This is a genomic window from bacterium (assembly GCA_036524115.1).
In the GTDB taxonomy this organism is placed as follows: Bacteria; JAUVQV01; JAUVQV01; order JAUVQV01; family DATDCY01; genus DATDCY01.
The window spans coordinates 1-16387 of sequence record DATDCY010000207.1; the positions used below are offsets into that span (position 1 = coordinate 1).

Here is a 16387-nt window from a genome sequence, read left to right on the forward strand (position 1 = left end):
CGGTCGCCGCGCTGGCGGTCGCCACGGTCCCGGTCGCCCTGCCGGCGGCCGTCGCGTCGGTCCTCGGCGCCGGGCTGCGGCGCCTGCGCCGCAGCGGAGCGGTCGCCTGCACCCCCGCGACCGCGGACGCCCTCGGCGGCGTCGGGGTGGTCGTCACGGAGAAGGCGGGCACGCTCACCCGCAACGAGATGACGGTGCGCGAGCTGCTCGTGGAGGACCAGGTGCTCGAGGTCACCGGGGACGGGTATGCGCCGGAGGGACGGATCCTGCGCGACGGGGACGTCGCGGACCCTGCGCGCTGGGACAGCCTCGGCATCATGCTGCGGATCGCCGCCCTCTGCACGTCGTCGTCACTGTCGCACGACGATCGGGGCGCATGGCGCGTGGACGGCGACCCGACGGAGGGCGCGTTGCTGGCCCTTGCCGCCAAGGGCGGCGCCTGGCGGGACGACCTCGCGCGGGAGCACCCGCTGCTTGCGGCGTTTCCCCTCACGGTGGAGCGCCGGCGCATGACGGCGCTCGTGACGGGACGGGCGGGGCGCCCGACGGCTCTCACGAAGGGAGACCCCGACGCGGTCCTGGCGCTGTGCCTGCACCAGCGCACGGCCGCGGGCGTCCGCCCGCTCTCGCCGGCGGACCGCGAACGCGTCCTGCAGCGCGCGGAGGAGATGGCGGGGAGGTTCCAGCGCGTGGTCGGCCTGGCGTACCGCGAGGACGTCCCGGGGCTCGAGCCGCGCACGGCGGAGCGCTCGCTCGTCTGGGTCGGGCTCGCCGGCCTGCTCGACCCGCCGCGGGAGGGCATCGCCGCCGCGGTCGCCGACGGCTTCGCGGCCGGGGTCGTCCCGGTGATCGTCACCGGCGACCAGCGCGAACCGGCGGTCGCGCTGGCGCGGGGCATCGGCGCGCTGCGGCCGGGCGACGAGGCGATCTGCGGCGAGGAACTGGACGCGCTCACGCCGGAGGCGCTGAGTGCCTGCGTCGAGCGCTACCGGGTCGTCGCCCGGGCGAACGCCGCGCACAAGCTCCGCATCGTCCGCGCCTGGCGGGCACGGGGGCGCGGCGTGGCGATGATCGGTAACGAGGTGAACGACGCCCCAGCGCTCAGGGAGGCGGACGTCGGGATCTGGCTCGGCGCCGGCGGGAGCGAGATTGCCGCCGAGGAAGCGGCGCTGCGGATGCCGGACGGCGGCTTTGCGGCGGCAATGACGGCCCTGGCCGACGGGCGCTCGGTGCGCGCGGCGCTGTCCCGGGCGATCGCCTTTCTCTTCGCGGTGGCCGTGGCCGGGACGCTCGTCGCGCTGGCGGCCGCCCTGTTCGGCGTCCCGCAGGCCCTCACCCCGCTGCGGGCCCTGTGGATCGCGCTGGCGGCGGGAGCCCCGCCCGCGCTGGCGCTCGGCGCGGGCCGCGTGCCGGCGGGCCCCGTGGCCTCGCTCCCGGCGCGCCAGCAGGTGCTCGGGCGCGAGTGGTCCGGGCTCGCGCTCGTCGGCGGTGGCGCGACGGCGCTCGTGGCGCTGGCGACGCGCCTGCTCCTCGGTCGCGGCGCACTGTCTGCGCCCGAGGCGGGAGCGATCACCGTCGCGGTGTCGTGCCTGGCGCTCGTGGGGCTGGCCTTCAGTTGTCGCAGGCCCGGGTGCGCGCGGCAGGAGAGCACGCTGCGCGAGGACCGCTGGCTGTTCGCGGCCGCCGCGCTCTCGCTCCTCCTGGCCGTCGTCGTCGTCCAGGTGCCGCCGGCCGCGGGCCTGCTCGGGATCGCGCCTCTGGGCCGCAGGGAATGGCTGGCCGTCGTGCTGCTCGCGCCGCTGCCGCTGCTGGCGGTCGAGGGCGGCAAGGCGTGGCTGCGGGGGCGGGAGCGGCGCTGACGACCGGCCGGGCGGCTCTAGCGCTGCGTGCGGCAGCGCTCGGCCAGGATGATGGCGCGCAGGTCCTCGACCGCCTGGTCCACGGTGTCGTTGATCACGAGGTAGTCGTAGCGCGGCGCCAGCGCCAGTTCGTCCCGCGCTATCGCCAGGCGGCGGGCGAGGTCCGCGGGGTCGGCCGCCTGGTCCCGGCCGCAGAGCCGCCGCTCGAGTTCGGCGATCGAGGGCGGCGCGATGAAGACGAGCACCGCGTCCGGCGCCAGGGTCCGCACCTGGAGCGCGCCCTGGACGTCGATCTTCAGCAGGACGTCGTTGCCCCCGGCGCGCTCGCGCTCGACCCACCACAGCGGGGTGCCGTAGTAGCGGCCGGCGTAGCAGGCGTGCTCCAGGAAGAAGCCCTCGGCGATGCGGCGCTCGAAGTCCGCCGGGGAGAGGAAGAAGTAATCGACGCCCTCGATCTCGCCCGCGCGAGGGGCGCGCGTCGTCGCGGTGATGCACCGCCGCAGCCGCGGCGGGCAGGTCCCGGCCGCAAACAGCGGCGCCAGCACGGCGTCCTTGCCCGCGCCGCTCGGGCCCGAGAGGACGATGATCTTCCCGCGGGCGGATCCCTGCGTCACTGCGCCGCCGCTCCCCTGGCAGTCCTTCGCGGTTGCCATCGCCGGATTATCGCACGCGCCGCACGGGAGGAGAAGCGGTGCGCGCCGCTAGCGTCGCGCGCCGGCGGCGCGCAGGCGCTCGGCCTCGCGTTGCGCCGCCAGGGCCTCGTCGCGGCGTCCGAGCAGCGCGAGCGCCCGGCCGAGGGCCTGCCATGCTTCGGAGGAGTCCGGACGCAGGCGCGTCGTCTCCCGGAAGAGCGCCTCCGCCTCCGGGAGCCGCCCGGCGTTGGCGAGGATCGCGCCGAGGTTGACGCGCGCAACGGCGCCCGCCGGATCGAGCCGGATGGCGGCGCGGTAGGCCTCCGCCGCCTCGTCGAGGCGACCGACCTCCGCGAGCGCGTTGCCGAGGTTCGCGGACGCCTGGGCGTTGCGCGGGTCCGCGGCGATGGCGGCGCGGAAGGCGGGGATTGCCTCCGCCGCCCGTCCGGTGAGCGCCAGGACATTGCCCAGGTTGTTCTGGGCCGACGAGAACGCCGGGTTGATGCGCACCGCCTCCCGCAGTTCCGGCTCGGCCTCGGCGTAGCGTCCCTGCGAGAAGAGGAGGAAGCCCAGGTTGCCGCGGACCAGCCAGTTGTCCCTCGTCACCGCGAGCGTGTGCCGGAAGATCGTCTCGCCGTCCCGCCAGAGGCCGGCCTGCGTGGTGGCGATCGTCGCCAGCGCGGCGATCGTTGCCGCCCCCGCCGCGGGCGCGAGGCGGCGCACGCGCCAGCGCCCGGCCAGCGTGGCCGCACCCCAGACGGCGGCGACGGTCAATCCGATCTGCGGCAGGTACGTGTAGCGGTCTGCGTGCGCCTGGTAGCCCACCTGCACCAGGCCGAGCACCGGCGCGAGCATCCCGAGGAACCAGAGCCAGCCGGTCGCGAGGAACGGAAGGGTCGGCCGGCTGCGGACGAGCGCGGCCGTCACCACGAGCAGGCCGACGCAGGCGATCGCGCCCGCCGTCCACGGCGCCGGCGTCGTGGCGAGCGGGTAGAAGAGCGCAAGATCGGCGGGCCAGACCGTCTGCACGACGTAGGTGATGACTGACGACGACGCGTTGAGGACACGTGCGGCGGCGGTCGCGGCGGGCATCACCACGATGGCGCGCGCCTCGGTCTGCGCCACCAGCGTGATCGCAGCCGAGAATGCCGCGAGCGCGAAGAGGGGGAGCTTCTCGGCGATCAGCCGCGCGCGGAATCGCGGGCCCCGGGCAGCGGCGGCCGGCAGCGCGCGGCCCAGGGGCCACCAGTCCAGCAGGAGCAGCACGCACGGGACGGTGACCAGCATCGGCTTGGCCATGAGGCCGAGGGCGAGGAAGAGAGGGACCCACGGGGAGCGGCCGGGATCGCCCCGACGGGCGGCGCGCTCGTACGCCAGGAGCACGAGCATGAAGAAGACCCCGGCCAGCACATCCTTGCGCTCGGCGACCCAGGCGACCGATTCCACCCGCAGCGGGTGGACGGCGAACAGGGCGGCGACCAGCGCGCTGCGCCAGCGCATGCCGGTGAGGCGGTGCGCGGCGAGGAAGAGGAGCGCGGCGGCGAGCGCGTGCAGCAGGACGCTCGTCGCGTGGTGGCCGCGGGGGTCGAGGCCGAAGAGCTGCACGTCCAGCATGTGCGAGAGCCAGGTCAGCGGGTGCCAGTTGGCGGAGTGGAAGGAGGTGAGCGCCCAGCGCACGCCGGCGAGGGTGAGGCCGGTGCGCACCCGCGGGTTGTCCACGACGTACTCGTTGTCGTCGAACTGGAGGAACCCGTCCGGCAGCCCGGCGATCAGGTAAGGCAGGGCGGCGAGCAGCGCGACGGCGAGCGCGAGGATGGCGGCAGGTCGACCGTCCTTGCTTCCGTCCTTCACTGAGGCAGTATACGGGAAGGAGGCGTGCGATGCGCCAGCGGGATTGCCTCGGCTACTGCGCCGGTGCGTTGCCCGCGCGGCCGATCACCGGTACTTGAGGAGCAGCAGGCCGCCGCCCACGGCCCTCCCGACGACATACACGCTGCCGTCGGCGCCGACGGCGACGCCTGTCCCGGCGCCGCGGTACCTCGCCGACCAGAGCCTTGCGCCGGAGGGCGAGTACTTGCGCAGCGCCATGAATCCGTACCGGTTCCCTCCGCTTTGCCAGATCGAGGTGCCCGTCTGAAACACGTTGCCGTCCGGAGCACGGGCGACGCCGTGGCCCCAGATGGTCCCCGATCCGGGGCTGGCCTCTGACCTTGACCAGACGAGGCGCCCGTTGTTCCCGTACTTGCGGAGCAAGCGGAAGCTTTCATAGGGCGCGTGCGACGACCCGCTGACATAGATGCCTCCATCATCGGCGGGGGCCGCGACGCCCGATCCGGTCGCGGTGTCGATCTGACCGCCGTCGTAGGTTCGGAGGTAGATCTTGCCCCCGCGCCAGTTGAAGGTGGCGAGGAAGAGGTCCGGTCCCATCCCGTTGTCCACTTGGCCGACCACGTAGACGAGTTGGCCGTTCGTCGCCACGGACGTGCCGCCATTCCACCCCCATTCGCGGAAACCGTGGAACGTCCGGGTCCACTTGAGCTCTCCCGTCGCGTGATAGCACTGCAGCAGGACGTCCCAGCCTCCGGACCCGGAAGTGGTGCTTCCGGTAAGGCAGAGTTCGCCGTCCGCCGCGACCGCGGTCGCAAGATCCCGCCCGCCCCCGTCGAATGTCCGTTTCCACGCCAGGGTGCCGTCGGCGGAGTACTTGAGGAGGAGCGCGTCGCTGACCGGCGACGTCGCCGCTGTTTCGCCCACGACGTAGACGCTTCCGTCGGGGGCGACCGCCACGCCATTGCCGACCGTGAGCCAGCGGACGTCGCCTTCATGATATAGCCGCGTCCACACCACGGTGCCCTGCGGGCTGTACTTGCGCAGCAGCAGGGAACTGGACCGGTCGCTGAACCAGGTCGACCCCGCCACGTAGACGCTGCCGTCCGCAGCGACCGCCACCGCGCTTCCCTCGTCGTTCGAATCGGCCGCCCCATGGATCCTGGCCCAGACCAAGGTCTCTGCGTCCGCCACGGGGGCCGCGAGAGGAGTCGCGAGGAGAATGCAGAGGGCGAGGACGTGGGCCGGCCGCGTCCGGGTATTCCTCATCGACATGGTGCGGATTATACCCGCGGCGTTCGTGGTGTAAACATCCCGTCGCGGGTGACGGCGGCTCGGGGGGGGCGAACGCGACGGGGACGATTCTGTTGATGTGCCGGGCGTTATCCCCTACGATGTCGCCCCATGAAACTCGCCCTGATCGGTCTTGCCAACAGCGGCCGCACGACACTGCTCAACGCGCTCGCCGGCCTCTCGCTCGAGACGCAGCCCTATCCGACGACGGAAGGCGAGCCGCACCGCGCCGTGGTCAAGGTGCCGGACGCCCGCATCGACGAGCTGGCGCGGATCTACGCGCCGAAGAAGACCACCTACGCCACGGTCGACTACGCCGACTTCATGGGGCTGATCAAGGGGGACGCGGCGCAGAACCGCCGGGTCTTCGAGTTCTTCAAGGACGCGGACGCGCTGGTCCACGTCGTGCGGGCGTTCCCCGACGAAGGGGTGCTGCACCCGCTCGAAACGGTCGACCCGCTGCGCGACTTCAACGCGGTGGAGGAGGAGCTGATCCTCGCGGACCTCGAGCTGGTCGAGAAACGGCTCGAGCGCATGGAGGAGGGGCGGAAGAAGGGCAAGCCGCCCGACGAGGGCGAGCGGCGCATCCTGCTGCGCTGCAAGGAGATCCTCGACGCCGAGCAGCCGCTGCGCCACACGGTGTTCTCCGTCGAGGAGCTGAAGGCGACCGCGCACCTGCAGTTCGTCTCCGCCAAACCGTTGCTGCCGGTGGTGAATGTGGCGGAGGCCGACCTCGCCGGGGCGCGGCGCGGGGAGCTCGAGCGCGCCTTCGCGGAGCGGCTTGCGCGCTATCCCGAGCACAACCGGCCGGCGGTGCTCTTCCTCTCGGCGAAGATCGAGGAGGAGATCGCCCAGCTCCCCCCCGAGGAGGCGGCCGCGTTCCTCGCGGACCTCGGGGTCGCCGAGTCCGCGCGCGTCGCGCTCATCCGCGCTTCCTACGCGCTGCTCGGCCTGATCTCGTTCCTCACTGCCGGCGAGGACGAGGTGCGCGCCTGGACGATCCCGCGCGGGCTCACGGCGCACAAGGCGGCCGGCAAGATCCACTCGGACATCGAGCGCGGCTTCATCCGCGCGGAAACGGTCTCCTACGAGGACTTCATGAAGGCCGGCGGCGACATGAACAAGGTCAAGGCCGCCGGGGCCGCGCGCCTCGAAGGCAAGGCCTACGAAGTCCGCGACGGCGACATCATCAACTTCAAGTTCAACGTCTGATCCGGCGCCCCTCGCGGCTCCCGCCGCTACCAGGAGCGGACGCGGCCGATGTCGACGTGGACGAACCCCGAGCGGGGATAGTAGCCGACGCCCCCGGCTCCGAGCGCCAGCGCCGCGTCGCGGACCTGGCCAAGGGAGCGGCCCTCGATCCGCAGGTCGATCGCCTCGCCGCTCAGGTGCAGGCTGTGCTCGGCGACGTGGAGCGGGTCGGCGGCGCGCAGCATGTCGTTGGTGGCCGCCGAGCGGTAGCCGGAGATGATCTGCACGGGCCCCGCGCCGGCGATCCGCTCGGAGAGCGAGTGGACCACGTCGATGAGCGCCGGCGCCATGGGGCTGACCTCGCCGGTGCGATAGTCGCGCAGGATCACGTTCAGCCCGGCCAGGGCGTCGGGGACGTACGCCTCTCCGTCCCAGTAGAGCGCGGTGAGCCGCTCGTCCGTGTGGAGATTGTGCAGCGACAGCTCCCGGGGTCTTCCCGGCGCCGGCGCCGCGGCGCCGCGCCGGGGCACGAGCAGCGCGGCGAGGCCCCAGGCGGCGAGTCCGAGAAAGCCGCGCCGGCTGACGCGCGCGTCGTCGTGCCTCGCCTGCGCACGGAGCCTCTCGTGTTCCATCGGCGCATCATACGCAGCGGGGCCGTCTCGCGCCAGTGATCCCCGTCGCATTCGCCCGGCCCGCGGGAGTTTACCGGGGGGCGGGCGCGCCCGCGAGGGCCTCGAGCAGCGCGGCGTCGCGGCCGTAGACGTCCTCGCGGAACTCGACGGTGCCGTCGGGATCCACCCACGTCGTCTGGTAGAGCAGGTACACGGGCATCGGCTCGCGCAAGGGCACGCTCAACGTCGCGCCGGCGGCGATGGCGGCCTCGATCTTCGCGCGCGTCCACGCCGGGTCCGGGGAGAGCAGTCGCGCGGCCAGCTCCGCGGCGCGCTCGACGCGGATGCACCCCGAGCTGTAGGCGCGGTCCGGTCGCGCGAAGAGCCCGCGCGACGGCGTGTCGTGGAGGTAGATGTCGTAGCGGTTCGGGATCTGGAACTTGAGGCGGCCCAGCGCGTTTCGCGGTCCCGGGTCCTGGCGGAGGCGATAGGGGAACCGGCTGGCGGGAAGCCGCTTCCAGTCGACGGTTCGGGGGTCGATCTCGCGCCAGGCCATTCCGGCCCGCGCAAAGAGCCGGAATCGCTCCTCCGCGAAGAAGTCCCGGTTCCCGAGGATCAGCGGCAGTTTGTCCTCGAGGGCGATCTTCGCCGGCACGACCCATGGCGGATTCACCAGGACGCTGGTGATCTCCCCGGTGAAGAACGGCGTGCGGCGCGATTGGCGTCCGGCGATCACGCGCATCGAGAGGTCGGGCGCGCCCGGCTCGGTCAGCGTCAGCCTGAAGTCCGGGATGTTGACGACCAGCCGGCGGGGGGCCAGGTCGCGCGGCAGCCAGCGCAGGCGCTCGAGGTTGGCCTCGATCTGCCGCGCGCGCAGCGAGGCGGGCACGTTCAGGGCGGCGAGCGTCCGCCCGCCGGCGATCGCGTCGGCATCCAGGCCATGACGTGCCTGGAAGCGCCGGAGCGCCTGGGCCAGCTGGCGGTCGCAGACCTGGTCGCCGGGTCCGTTCTCCGGCAGGTCGCCGGTCGCGGCGAGACGGCGGCGCAGCGCCGCGATCCGCGGACCGCGGTCGCCCTCGCGCAGCGTCGGGCCCGGCGCGACGAGCGGCCAACCGCCCGCGGCGGCGACGGCCCGTTGGGCGGCGAGGGCCGCGCGCAGGCGGCGGTAGTCGTCCCGTGCCGGCGGCAGCTCGGCGAGGGTGCCGGCAAGATGGCCCCGCCCGAGGGCGGCGGCGAGCAGCAGCGGGAGGGCGGCGTCGCGGCCGGCGATGTTCCACTCCGGCTCTATCGCGGTCGGGTTGACACGCCCGCTCGTGAGGTGCCTCGCGTAGAGGAAGAACGCGTCGGAGAGCAGCACGTCGAGGTCGACGAGGTCGGCGTCCGTCGTCGGCGCCGGCCGCTTCCCCTTGGACGCACGGTCCCGCAGGCGCTCGATCGCCGCGAGGTGGTAGTCGGCGGGCCGGAGGCCTTCGCGGTCGACCGAGCGGATCGCCGCCAGCAGGTCGCCGGCCTGCGGCGAGAGCTTGCCGCCGTCGCTCCAGGCGAGACGGTTGCCGCGCGCCTCGTAGAAGAGCCGCAGGGCCGCCGGGCTGATCAGCGGCGTCCCGTCGCGGGTCCAGCCGTCGTCGAGGCGCGCCGCCAGCGACCGCTGCGGCGCGGCGGCACGACTCTCTGCGGTCCGGGGCGCCTGCGCCTCCGGGGGGGCCGGGGCGCGAGGCGCAGCCACCGCTGCAGGGGACGTCGGGAGCGTCGCCATGGGGAGGACCGCTGCGAGCAGGACGGCGTGAAACCTCGGCATCATGCGTACCCGATGGTGAGGTCCGCCCCGCCGAAAGTCAACGAAGGAAGGGGGGTGATCGCCTCCTTGACACCCGCCGCAGCGCCAAGGAAGATCGGCGGCAGGTTCCCGCAGGGAGACAACCCGGGAGGAGGCACGCCATGATACCGAAGCGCGTCAGGGACGAGATGAACCTGCAGATCAAGCTCGAGCTGGAGTCCTACTACCTCTACCTCTCGATGGTCGCGTGGTTCCACGAGCAGAACCTCGACGGCATGGCGCACTGGATGCGCTGCCAGGCGCACGAGGAGATGATCCACGCGATGAAGTTCTTCGACCACATCATCGAGCGCGGCGGCACCGTCGAGCTGGTCGACCTGAAGCAGGGGAAGACGACGTGGTCCTCGCCGCTGGAGGCCTGGAAGGACGCCTACGCCCACGAGCAGTTCGTATCGGAGCGCATCCGCACGATCACGAAGGCCGTGCGCGAAGAGAGCGACTTCAACGCCGAGCCGATCTGCGCCTGGTTCAACAACGAACAGATCGAGGAGGAGACGAGCACGCAGAAGGGCGCGGCCAGCATCGAGATGGTCGGCGACAACCGCCAGGGGCTGCTGATGCTCGACCGCGAGATGGGCACCCGCGTGTTCACGGCCGGCTCGCCCTTGGACCCGGCGGCGTACAACCTCGCGAAGTAGCCGCCGAACGGTTTCCGCCGCCCCTCGGGGGGGGCGTGCTGCGCCCCCTGCCCGCTCAGGTGCGTGCGCCGGAACCGCGGGAGTCCTTCAGCAGCGGCGCGAGCCCGGCGAGGGCGGCGCCGGCGCCCAGCGCGGTGACGAGCTGCGCAGCCCCGGCGGGGCCGCCCGCGAAGGCGGAGCCGGCCGCGCCGGCGAGCGGACCGGTCAACACGCCGATGCCGATGACCCACTCGTGGAATCCGCCGCCTTCTCCTTCGCCGCCCGCGCGGTCGAGGGAGGAGTGCAGGGACGCCGAGTAGGCGACGCCCGAGGCTGCGCCCAGGAGGGCCAGCGCGCCGATCGCGGCCGCAGGCGAGGGCGCGAGGAAGGCCGCGGCGAGCGCGGGAGGCGAGAGCGCCAGCGCCGCCGCGACCCAGCCGCGGCGGTACTCCCAGCCGCTCCAGCGCCAGAAGAGCACGAAGACCGCGCCGCGCGCGAACAGATACGTGCTCACGAGCCAGATCGCCAGGCGCGGGCCGAGGCCGAGGCGCTCGCCGACGGTGGGGGCGAGGGCGGCGAAGGCCCCGAAGAGGAAGTAGCCGAGGCCGTTGGCGATGCGGGCCGAGAGCAGGTACCGGGCCCGCGATGCAGACGTGTGGCCGGCCGATCCCGTGCTCGCTCCGGGGTCCTGTCGCTTCGGACCCCCGCGGACTCGACCGTTCGCGACACTGCGTCCCGCAATGACCTGCTCTTCAAGCTCACGGTCTCGTTCGGATCGCGATGGGATCGCGCTCCGGAACGGCGCGGCTGATACTCCTTCTTTGTGCTCCCTTCGGTCCGTCACGGGCGCGCCGGCGGCGCTCGAGAAGGGAGAGAAGAAGGTGTGCGCGGCGAGGAGGGCGAGCATCAGGGCGTGGGCGGCGAGCGGCGCGAAGAAGACCGTGTCGGGGTCGAGCGTGAAGAGCGAGCCGGAGAAGAAAAAGCCGGCGGCGCCCGTGAACGACCAGACGACGTTGTAGAAACCGGCCCGTCGCCCCAGGTCGGTGGTGCCGGGGGACCTCGCGACGGCGGCCTCGAGCGCGGGCCACGTCAGGGCTGTGGCGCCGCTGTACGCCGCGATCGTGCCGTACAGCGCGGCCGCCTGCGGCATTCGCCAGCCGGCCACCAAGGCCAGGCACATCCCCGCCAGGCCGAGCGCGATGGAACGGTCGGGGCCGATGCGATCCGCGAGCCGGCCCCCGGGGCGGGTCGCGAGGACGTAGGCGGCGCCCTGCGCGGCGGCGAGCATGAGGTTCGCCAGGTCGCTGAAGCCGTGGCCGACCCGGGCGTGGAAGAAGACGCCCAGGAAAAAGATGTTGGTGCCGAGGGCGTTGAGCCCCTCGAGCAGGTAGTAGCGCCTCAGCAAATGCGGGGGAGTTGCTCGCCGGGCAGCATGTCGAGAATGCGCGTGCCGGCGGCTGCCGTCTGCAGGAGGACCCTGGCGTCCTCCTCGCGCGCCACCTCGCCGATGATGGCCGCATCTCTTCCGCGCGGGTGTGCGCGCATCGCGGCCAGCAGCGCCGGGGCGTCCCCGGGCGCGGCGACGGCGAGGAGGATGCCCTCGTTGGCTACGTAGAGCGGGTCCAGGCCGAGCAGGTCGCAGGCGCCCGTCACCCCGGGGAGCACGGGGATGTCCGCCTCGCGCACGAGGATCCGCCGCCCGGACTCGAGCGCGAACTCCTTGAGCGTCGTCGCGACGCCGCCGCGCGTCGGGTCGCGCATGACGCGGATGGCCGTCCCGGTCGCGAACATCGCCTCGACCAGGCCGTTGAGCGCCGCCGTGTCGCTGAGGACGGGCGGCTCGAAGGTCAGGCCGTTGCGCTCGGCCATCACCGCGATGCCGTGCGAGCCGCAACGGCCGCTGAGGAGCACGGCATCGCCGGGGCGGATCTGCTGCGCGGAGAGTTCGCGCCCGGGCGCGACCACGCCGATCCCCGCCGTCGTGATGAACAGCCGGTCGCAGGAGCCGCGCCCCACGACCTTCGTGTCGCCGGCGACGATCGCCACGCCCGCCTCGCGCGCCGCCCGCGCCATGGAGTCGACGATCTGCCGCAATTCCCCGAGCGCGAGCCCCTCCTCGAGAACGAAGCCGGCACTGAGGGCCAGCGGGCGCGCGCCGCTGACGGCCAGGTCGTTGACAGTGCCGTTGACCGCCAGATCGCCGATGTCGCCCCCGGGAAAGAAGATGGGCGAGACGACGTAGCCGTCCGTCGTGAAGGCGAGGCGCCCGGGTCCCGCCTCCGCGAGCAGCGCCGCGTCGCCGAAGCCGCTCACGTCGAAGGCCGGCGCCATCACCTCGCGGATGAGCCGGTGCATCATCCGCCCGCCGCTGCCGTGGCCGAGGAGGATGCGTTCGTCGCTCATGGGGCTGCCTGCCCGGCGGCCGCCGTGCCGGTATCGTGGTACTTGTAGTACGCGGCGCAGCTGCCCTCGCTGCTGACCATGCACGCCCCGACCGGCCGCTCGGGCGTGCAGGCCTTCCCGAAGAGGCGGCAGTCCGGCGGCGTCTTGATGCCCTTGAGCACCGCGCCGCACTGGCAGGCCGCGGGTTCGGGGACCTCAGGGCGCTCCAGGCCGAAGCGGCGCAGCGCGTCGCGGTGGGCGAATTGCCCCCGCAGCGCCAGGCCGCTCCCCGGGATGGTCCCGATGCCGCGCCAGTGCGCATCGCAGGGCTCGAAGAAGCGCCCGAGGATCTCGAGCGCCCGCGGGTTGCCCTCCGGCCGGACGACGCGCGTGTACTGGATCTCGACCGCCGGCTTTCCCGCCGCGAGCTGGGCGAGCAGCATCGCCACGCCGGCGAGGATGTCGCGGGCGTCGAAGCCGGTGACGACCGCCGCCTTGCCGAAGCGCTCCGGGAGGAAGGCGTACGGTGCGACACCCGTGACCGTGCAGACGTGCCCGGGCAGGATGAAGCCGTCGACGCGCACCTCACCGGAGCCGAGCAGCGCCGCGAGCGCGGGGGGCACCGTCTTGTGCACGCAGATGATGGAGAAGTTCGCCACGCCGAGCCGTTCGGCCTCCGCGAGCGTCCCCGCGACCAGCGGCGAGGTCGTCTCGAACCCCGTCGCGAAGAAGACGATCTCGCGCGAGGGCTCGCGCCGCGCGAGCGCCAGCGCATCGAGAGGGGAGTAGACGATCCGCACGTCGGCGCCGCCGGCGCGGGCCTCCGCCAGCGACTCGCGCCGGCCCGGCACGCGCATCATGTCGCCGAAGGTCGCCAGCGTGACCGTCCCGCTGCGCGCCAGTTCGATCGCCGCCTCGACATCGGCGGCCGCCGTGACGCACACCGGGCACCCCGGGCCGGAGAGCAGCTGGATCGAGCCGGGGAGGAGCGCCCGGATGCCGTGGCGGAAGATCGCCACCGTGTGGGTGCCGCAGACCTCCATGAGCCGCAGCGGCCGACCGGTGGCGCCGGCGAGAACGGCGATTCCGGAGACGATTTCCTCGACCGTGGCCGCTGGCATGATGGGGAATTATTATAACAGTGCCGTCGCGCCGGGGCATCGACAAGAGCCGAAAGAAATGTATTGCAGAATTACTATCACTTTAATAGATTACCAAACAGATTGCTATTCTAGAAAGGAGGCTGCGTGGGCGGTGGGGCTTTCCGGCGGCTGTCGGTCGTGGTCCGCGCCCTGGTGGGTGGGGAGAAGCTCGACGAGCTGCCGGAAGCCTCCATAACTAGGGAACATCGTTCACTTCTCGGTTTCATTTCGGCAGGGGAAGCGCTCTCTGAGGATGCGCCTGTCGGGGCAAGGAAGGAGGCCTTCCTCTTGTGGCTGCTCCGGTCGGAAGAACTCGCTTGCGACCAGCCACCGCAATCCCAGGACCGAACGTCGTTCCTCCACAGGTTGTTTGCTCGTGAAGATCTTCCCAGGGACTCGGAACGCGGTCCCGGGGGAGGTTCTGCTGTCGCAAGCCGGACGTGAGCGGGCGGTGCGAAGGCTGCCGCGATCGGGGCAATCACCGGGGTAAGGTGCCATGGCGATAGAGCACAAGAAGCACGTCTTCCGCGTCTTTCTCCTCCTCGGCGCGACGGTTGTCGCCGCGCTGATCGGCAGGATCCTGGCAGTGCCGGCGACCTTCGGGACGTACGGCTTCTACCGCGCCGGAAACCTCGGCGAGCAGGCCGCGCGCGAGGTGCGGCACGGCGGCAACGAAGCCTGCGCGGGGTGCCACGCCGAGAAGGCCGCCGAGCACGGCAAGGGCGCTCATCGGCCAGTGCCCTGCGAGGACTGCCACGACGCCCTGGGGACGCACGTCCGCGACGGGAAGCGGTTCTCCGAGATGAAGCGCACGAAGAGCGTCACCAAGCTCTGCGCCCGCTGCCACCGGGACCTCGCGGCGCGTCGGGAGTCCTTCCCGCGGATCAACATCGAAAAGCACGTGGCGGACCAGGGGGCGACGCTCTCGGACACGGTCTGCTTCGACTGCCACAACCCCCACGACCCGAAGCCTTGAGGAGGGCCACGGCGATGACCGACTTCTCGCGAAGGCAGTTCCTGCGCACTGCGGCGCTCGCGGGCGGCGGCTGCGCGGTCTTCCTGCTGCTCGGGGAGCGGCGGGCGGGCAGGGCGTCCGTCCCGCCTGCGTCGCCGGCCGGCGACTACGACTGGACGCAGCACAGCTACGCGTACCTCATCGACACGGTCGCGTGCATCGGCTGCGGCATGTGCGTCAAGGCCTGCAAGGCGGAGAACCGCGTACCGGACGGCTTCTTCCGCACCTGGATCGAGCGCTACGAGATCTCCGAGGACGGCGAGGCCGCCGTCGACTCCCCCGACGGCGGCCTCAACGGCTTCGAGGAGAACGTCAGTCACGTCAAGATCTCCAAGGCGTTCTTCGTGCCGAAGATGTGCAATCACTGCGCCCACTCGCCCTGCGTGCAGGTCTGCCCGGTGGGCGCCAGCTACCGCACGAAGGACGGGGTGGTCCTCGTCGACCAGGAGCGCTGCGTCGGGTGCGGCTACTGCGTCCAGGCCTGCCCCTACAGCTCGCGCTTCATCCCGCACGAGGAGGACACACCCTACCCGCGAACGGCGCAGAAGTGCACGCTCTGCTACCACCGCATCACCAAGGGGCTCAAGCCGGCGTGCGTCGCGGCGTGCCCCGTCGGGGCGCGCCAGCTCGCCGACATGAAGAACCCCTTCGACCCGGTGCGCAAGCGCATCCTGACGGAGCGTGTGCAGGTGCTGCAGCCGGAGCTGCTGACCCAGCCCCAGTGCTACTACCTGGCGCTGGACAAGGAGGTCCGATGATCCCCGAGGTGCTGGGCTACGCGTTCCCGAACGACGTCCACATCCTGTGGTCGCTGATGATCGTGACCTACCCGTACGTCACGGGGCTGGTCGCGGGGGCGTTCATCGTCTCCTCGCTCTACCACGTCTTCGGCCGCAAGGAGCTCTGGCCGATCGGGCGCTTCTCGCTGGTGGCGTCCCTCGCCTTCATGCTCGTGGCGACCTGGCCGCTGCTCAATCACCTCGGGCACCCGGAGCGGGCCTTCAACATCATGATCACGCCCAGCCCCTCCTCGGCAATGGCCGGCTTCGGGCTGGCGTACAACTGGTACCTGATGATCCTCGTGCTCGAGGTCTGGTTCGTCTTCCGCAAGGACATCATCCTGACGGCGCGGCGCAGCCGCGGGCTCAAGCGCTTCCTCTTCTCGGTGCTGGCGCTGCGGACGTACGACATCTCGGAGGAGGCGCTTGCGACGGACCACAAGATCGTCACCGTGCTGGCGGCGATCGGCATCCCCTCGGCGTGCTTCCTGCACGGCTACGTCGGCTTCCTCTTCGGCGCGCTCAAGGCCAACCCCTGGTGGTCGACGCCGCTGATGCCGGTCATCTTCCTGTTCTCGGCCGTGGTCTCGGGCATCGCGGCGATGATCCTCATGTACCTGGCCGCGATGGGCCTCAAGGGGCTTCCGGTCCTGCGCGAGACGGTCGCGACGATGGCGCGCTGGCTCTGGCTCTTCATGATCCTCACGGTGACCCTCGAGCTGCTCGAGATCATCACGCTGTCCTACGAGAGTTCCGAGGCTTGGGTCATCATCCGCCAGCTCCTGACCACGCGGCTCTCCTTCAGCTTCTTCTCGCTGCAGCTGGTCTTCGGCTCGCTCATCCCCTTCATCTTGCTGATGATCGTCGTGCTCATGGGCAGCCAGATGAAGGCGCGGGTGCAGAACATCCTGGCCGGGGCGGCCTCCGCGATCCTCCTCGTCCAGGTCTTCTCGATGCGCTGGAACGTCGTCATCGGCGGCCAGCTCTTCTCGAAGAGCCTGCGCGGCCTGCGCAGCCCGTACCAGCCGGGATTCTTCGAGAAGGAGGGGATCCTGCCGATGCTGCTGATCCTGGTCGCGCCGTTTGTGATCCTCGTCATCTTCGAGCGGGTCCTGCCGATGTTCCGCGCAGTCGAGGAGGCTGCCGCGGCAGGGCGGATCGGCGACGAGGACGCGGGGGGCGCCGGGGCGACGAACTAGCGT

14 protein-coding genes are annotated in these 16387 nt (G+C 71.9%); 6 read left to right on the forward strand and 8 right to left on the reverse strand.

Going from position 1 to position 16387, the window contains the following annotated elements; translation table 11 throughout:
- On the forward strand, window positions 1-1859 hold a 1859-nt coding region (locus tag VI078_09940; GenBank protein ID HEY5999603.1), incomplete at its 5' end, for a cation transporting ATPase C-terminal domain-containing protein.
- Window positions 1860-1876: 17 nt separating this feature from the next.
- On the opposite strand, the gene gmk is transcribed toward VI078_09940, so the two are convergent.
- The 3 genes from gmk to VI078_09955 form a co-directional block, all read right to left on the reverse strand.
- Window positions 1877-2512, reverse strand: coding sequence for a guanylate kinase (gene gmk, locus VI078_09945; protein ID HEY5999604.1), 636 nt, complete (start codon window positions 2510-2512; stop codon window positions 1877-1879).
- A gap of 48 nt (window positions 2513-2560) precedes the next feature.
- Window positions 2561-4342 carry a tetratricopeptide repeat protein gene (locus tag VI078_09950; protein ID HEY5999605.1) on the reverse strand — a complete coding sequence of 594 codons (1782 nt, stop codon included), beginning with the start codon at window positions 4340-4342 and terminating at the stop codon, window positions 2561-2563.
- 84 nt (window positions 4343-4426) lie between these two features.
- Complete coding sequence (locus tag VI078_09955; GenBank protein HEY5999606.1) at window positions 4427-5440, reverse strand: hypothetical protein; 1014 nt, start codon at window positions 5438-5440, stop codon at window positions 4427-4429.
- 282 nt (window positions 5441-5722) lie between these two features.
- On the opposite strand from VI078_09955, the gene ychF reads away from it, so the two are divergent.
- A complete protein-coding gene (gene ychF / locus VI078_09960) occupies window positions 5723-6823 on the forward strand; it encodes a redox-regulated ATPase YchF (GenBank protein HEY5999607.1) in 1101 nt (366 codons plus the stop codon).
- 26 nt (window positions 6824-6849) lie between these two features.
- On the opposite strand, the gene VI078_09965 is transcribed toward ychF, so the two are convergent.
- Both VI078_09965 and VI078_09970 read right to left on the reverse strand, forming a co-directional pair.
- Window positions 6850-7434: a DUF882 domain-containing protein gene (locus VI078_09965; GenBank protein ID HEY5999608.1), complete on the reverse strand. Its 585-nt coding sequence runs from the start codon at window positions 7432-7434 to the stop codon at window positions 6850-6852.
- Window positions 7435-7504: 70 nt separating this feature from the next.
- Window positions 7505-9214: a L,D-transpeptidase family protein gene (locus VI078_09970; protein ID HEY5999609.1), complete on the reverse strand. Its 1710-nt coding sequence runs from the start codon at window positions 9212-9214 to the stop codon at window positions 7505-7507.
- A gap of 137 nt (window positions 9215-9351) precedes the next feature.
- On the opposite strand from VI078_09970, the gene VI078_09975 reads away from it, so the two are divergent.
- Window positions 9352-9888: a ferritin gene (locus VI078_09975; GenBank protein HEY5999610.1), complete on the forward strand. Its 537-nt coding sequence runs from the start codon at window positions 9352-9354 to the stop codon at window positions 9886-9888.
- A gap of 55 nt (window positions 9889-9943) precedes the next feature.
- On the opposite strand, the gene VI078_09980 is transcribed toward VI078_09975, so the two are convergent.
- The 3 genes from VI078_09980 to hypD are packed head-to-tail and all read right to left on the reverse strand — an operon-like array spanning window position 9944 to window position 13370.
- On the reverse strand, window positions 9944-11272 hold the full coding sequence (locus VI078_09980) for an MFS transporter (GenBank protein ID HEY5999611.1): 1329 nt from the start codon (window positions 11270-11272) through the stop codon (window positions 9944-9946).
- The gene (hypE, locus tag VI078_09985) at window positions 11266-12270 is read right to left on the reverse strand and encodes a hydrogenase expression/formation protein HypE (protein HEY5999612.1); all 1005 of its coding nucleotides are present in this window, start codon (window positions 12268-12270) and stop codon (window positions 11266-11268) included. Before hypE ends, VI078_09980 begins: the two co-directional genes overlap by 7 nt.
- A complete protein-coding gene (gene hypD / locus VI078_09990) occupies window positions 12267-13370 on the reverse strand; it encodes a hydrogenase formation protein HypD (GenBank protein HEY5999613.1) in 1104 nt (367 codons plus the stop codon). The genes hypE and hypD overlap by 4 nt, the downstream gene beginning before the upstream one ends.
- A gap of 517 nt (window positions 13371-13887) precedes the next feature.
- Between hypD and VI078_09995 the strand changes: the two genes are divergently transcribed.
- From VI078_09995 to nrfD, 3 genes are read left to right on the forward strand one after another with little or no spacing between them, the layout of a single operon-like run.
- A complete protein-coding gene (locus tag VI078_09995) occupies window positions 13888-14367 on the forward strand; it encodes a cytochrome C (protein ID HEY5999614.1) in 480 nt (159 codons plus the stop codon).
- Window positions 14368-14381: 14 nt separating this feature from the next.
- Window positions 14382-15164, forward strand: coding sequence for a 4Fe-4S dicluster domain-containing protein (locus VI078_10000; protein HEY5999615.1), 783 nt, complete (start codon window positions 14382-14384; stop codon window positions 15162-15164).
- A complete protein-coding gene (gene nrfD, locus VI078_10005) occupies window positions 15161-16384 on the forward strand; it encodes an NrfD/PsrC family molybdoenzyme membrane anchor subunit (GenBank protein HEY5999616.1) in 1224 nt (407 codons plus the stop codon). The genes VI078_10000 and nrfD overlap by 4 nt, the downstream gene beginning before the upstream one ends.
- The last annotated feature ends 3 nt before the right edge of the window (window positions 16385-16387 follow it).

Bases quoted from the DNA above. Each gene is read 5' to 3' on its own strand.
- gmk (HEY5999604.1), bottom strand. From the start codon at position 2,512: ATGGCAACCGCGAAGGACTGCCAGGGGAGCGGCGGCGCAGTGACGCAG.
- ychF (HEY5999607.1), top strand. From the start codon at position 5,723: ATGAAACTCGCCCTGATCGGTCTTGCCAACAGCGGCCGCACGACACTG.
- VI078_09965 (HEY5999608.1), bottom strand. From the start codon at position 7,434: ATGGAACACGAGAGGCTCCGTGCGCAGGCGAGGCACGACGACGCGCGC.
- VI078_09970 (HEY5999609.1), bottom strand. From the start codon at position 9,214: ATGATGCCGAGGTTTCACGCCGTCCTGCTCGCAGCGGTCCTCCCCATG.
- VI078_09975 (HEY5999610.1), top strand. From the start codon at position 9,352: ATGATACCGAAGCGCGTCAGGGACGAGATGAACCTGCAGATCAAGCTC.
- hypE (HEY5999612.1), bottom strand. From the start codon at position 12,270: ATGAGCGACGAACGCATCCTCCTCGGCCACGGCAGCGGCGGGCGGATG.
- hypD (HEY5999613.1), bottom strand. From the start codon at position 13,370: ATGCCAGCGGCCACGGTCGAGGAAATCGTCTCCGGAATCGCCGTTCTC.
- VI078_09995 (HEY5999614.1), top strand. From the start codon at position 13,888: ATGGCGATAGAGCACAAGAAGCACGTCTTCCGCGTCTTTCTCCTCCTC.
- VI078_10000 (HEY5999615.1), top strand. From the start codon at position 14,382: ATGACCGACTTCTCGCGAAGGCAGTTCCTGCGCACTGCGGCGCTCGCG.
- nrfD (HEY5999616.1), top strand. From the start codon at position 15,161: ATGATCCCCGAGGTGCTGGGCTACGCGTTCCCGAACGACGTCCACATC.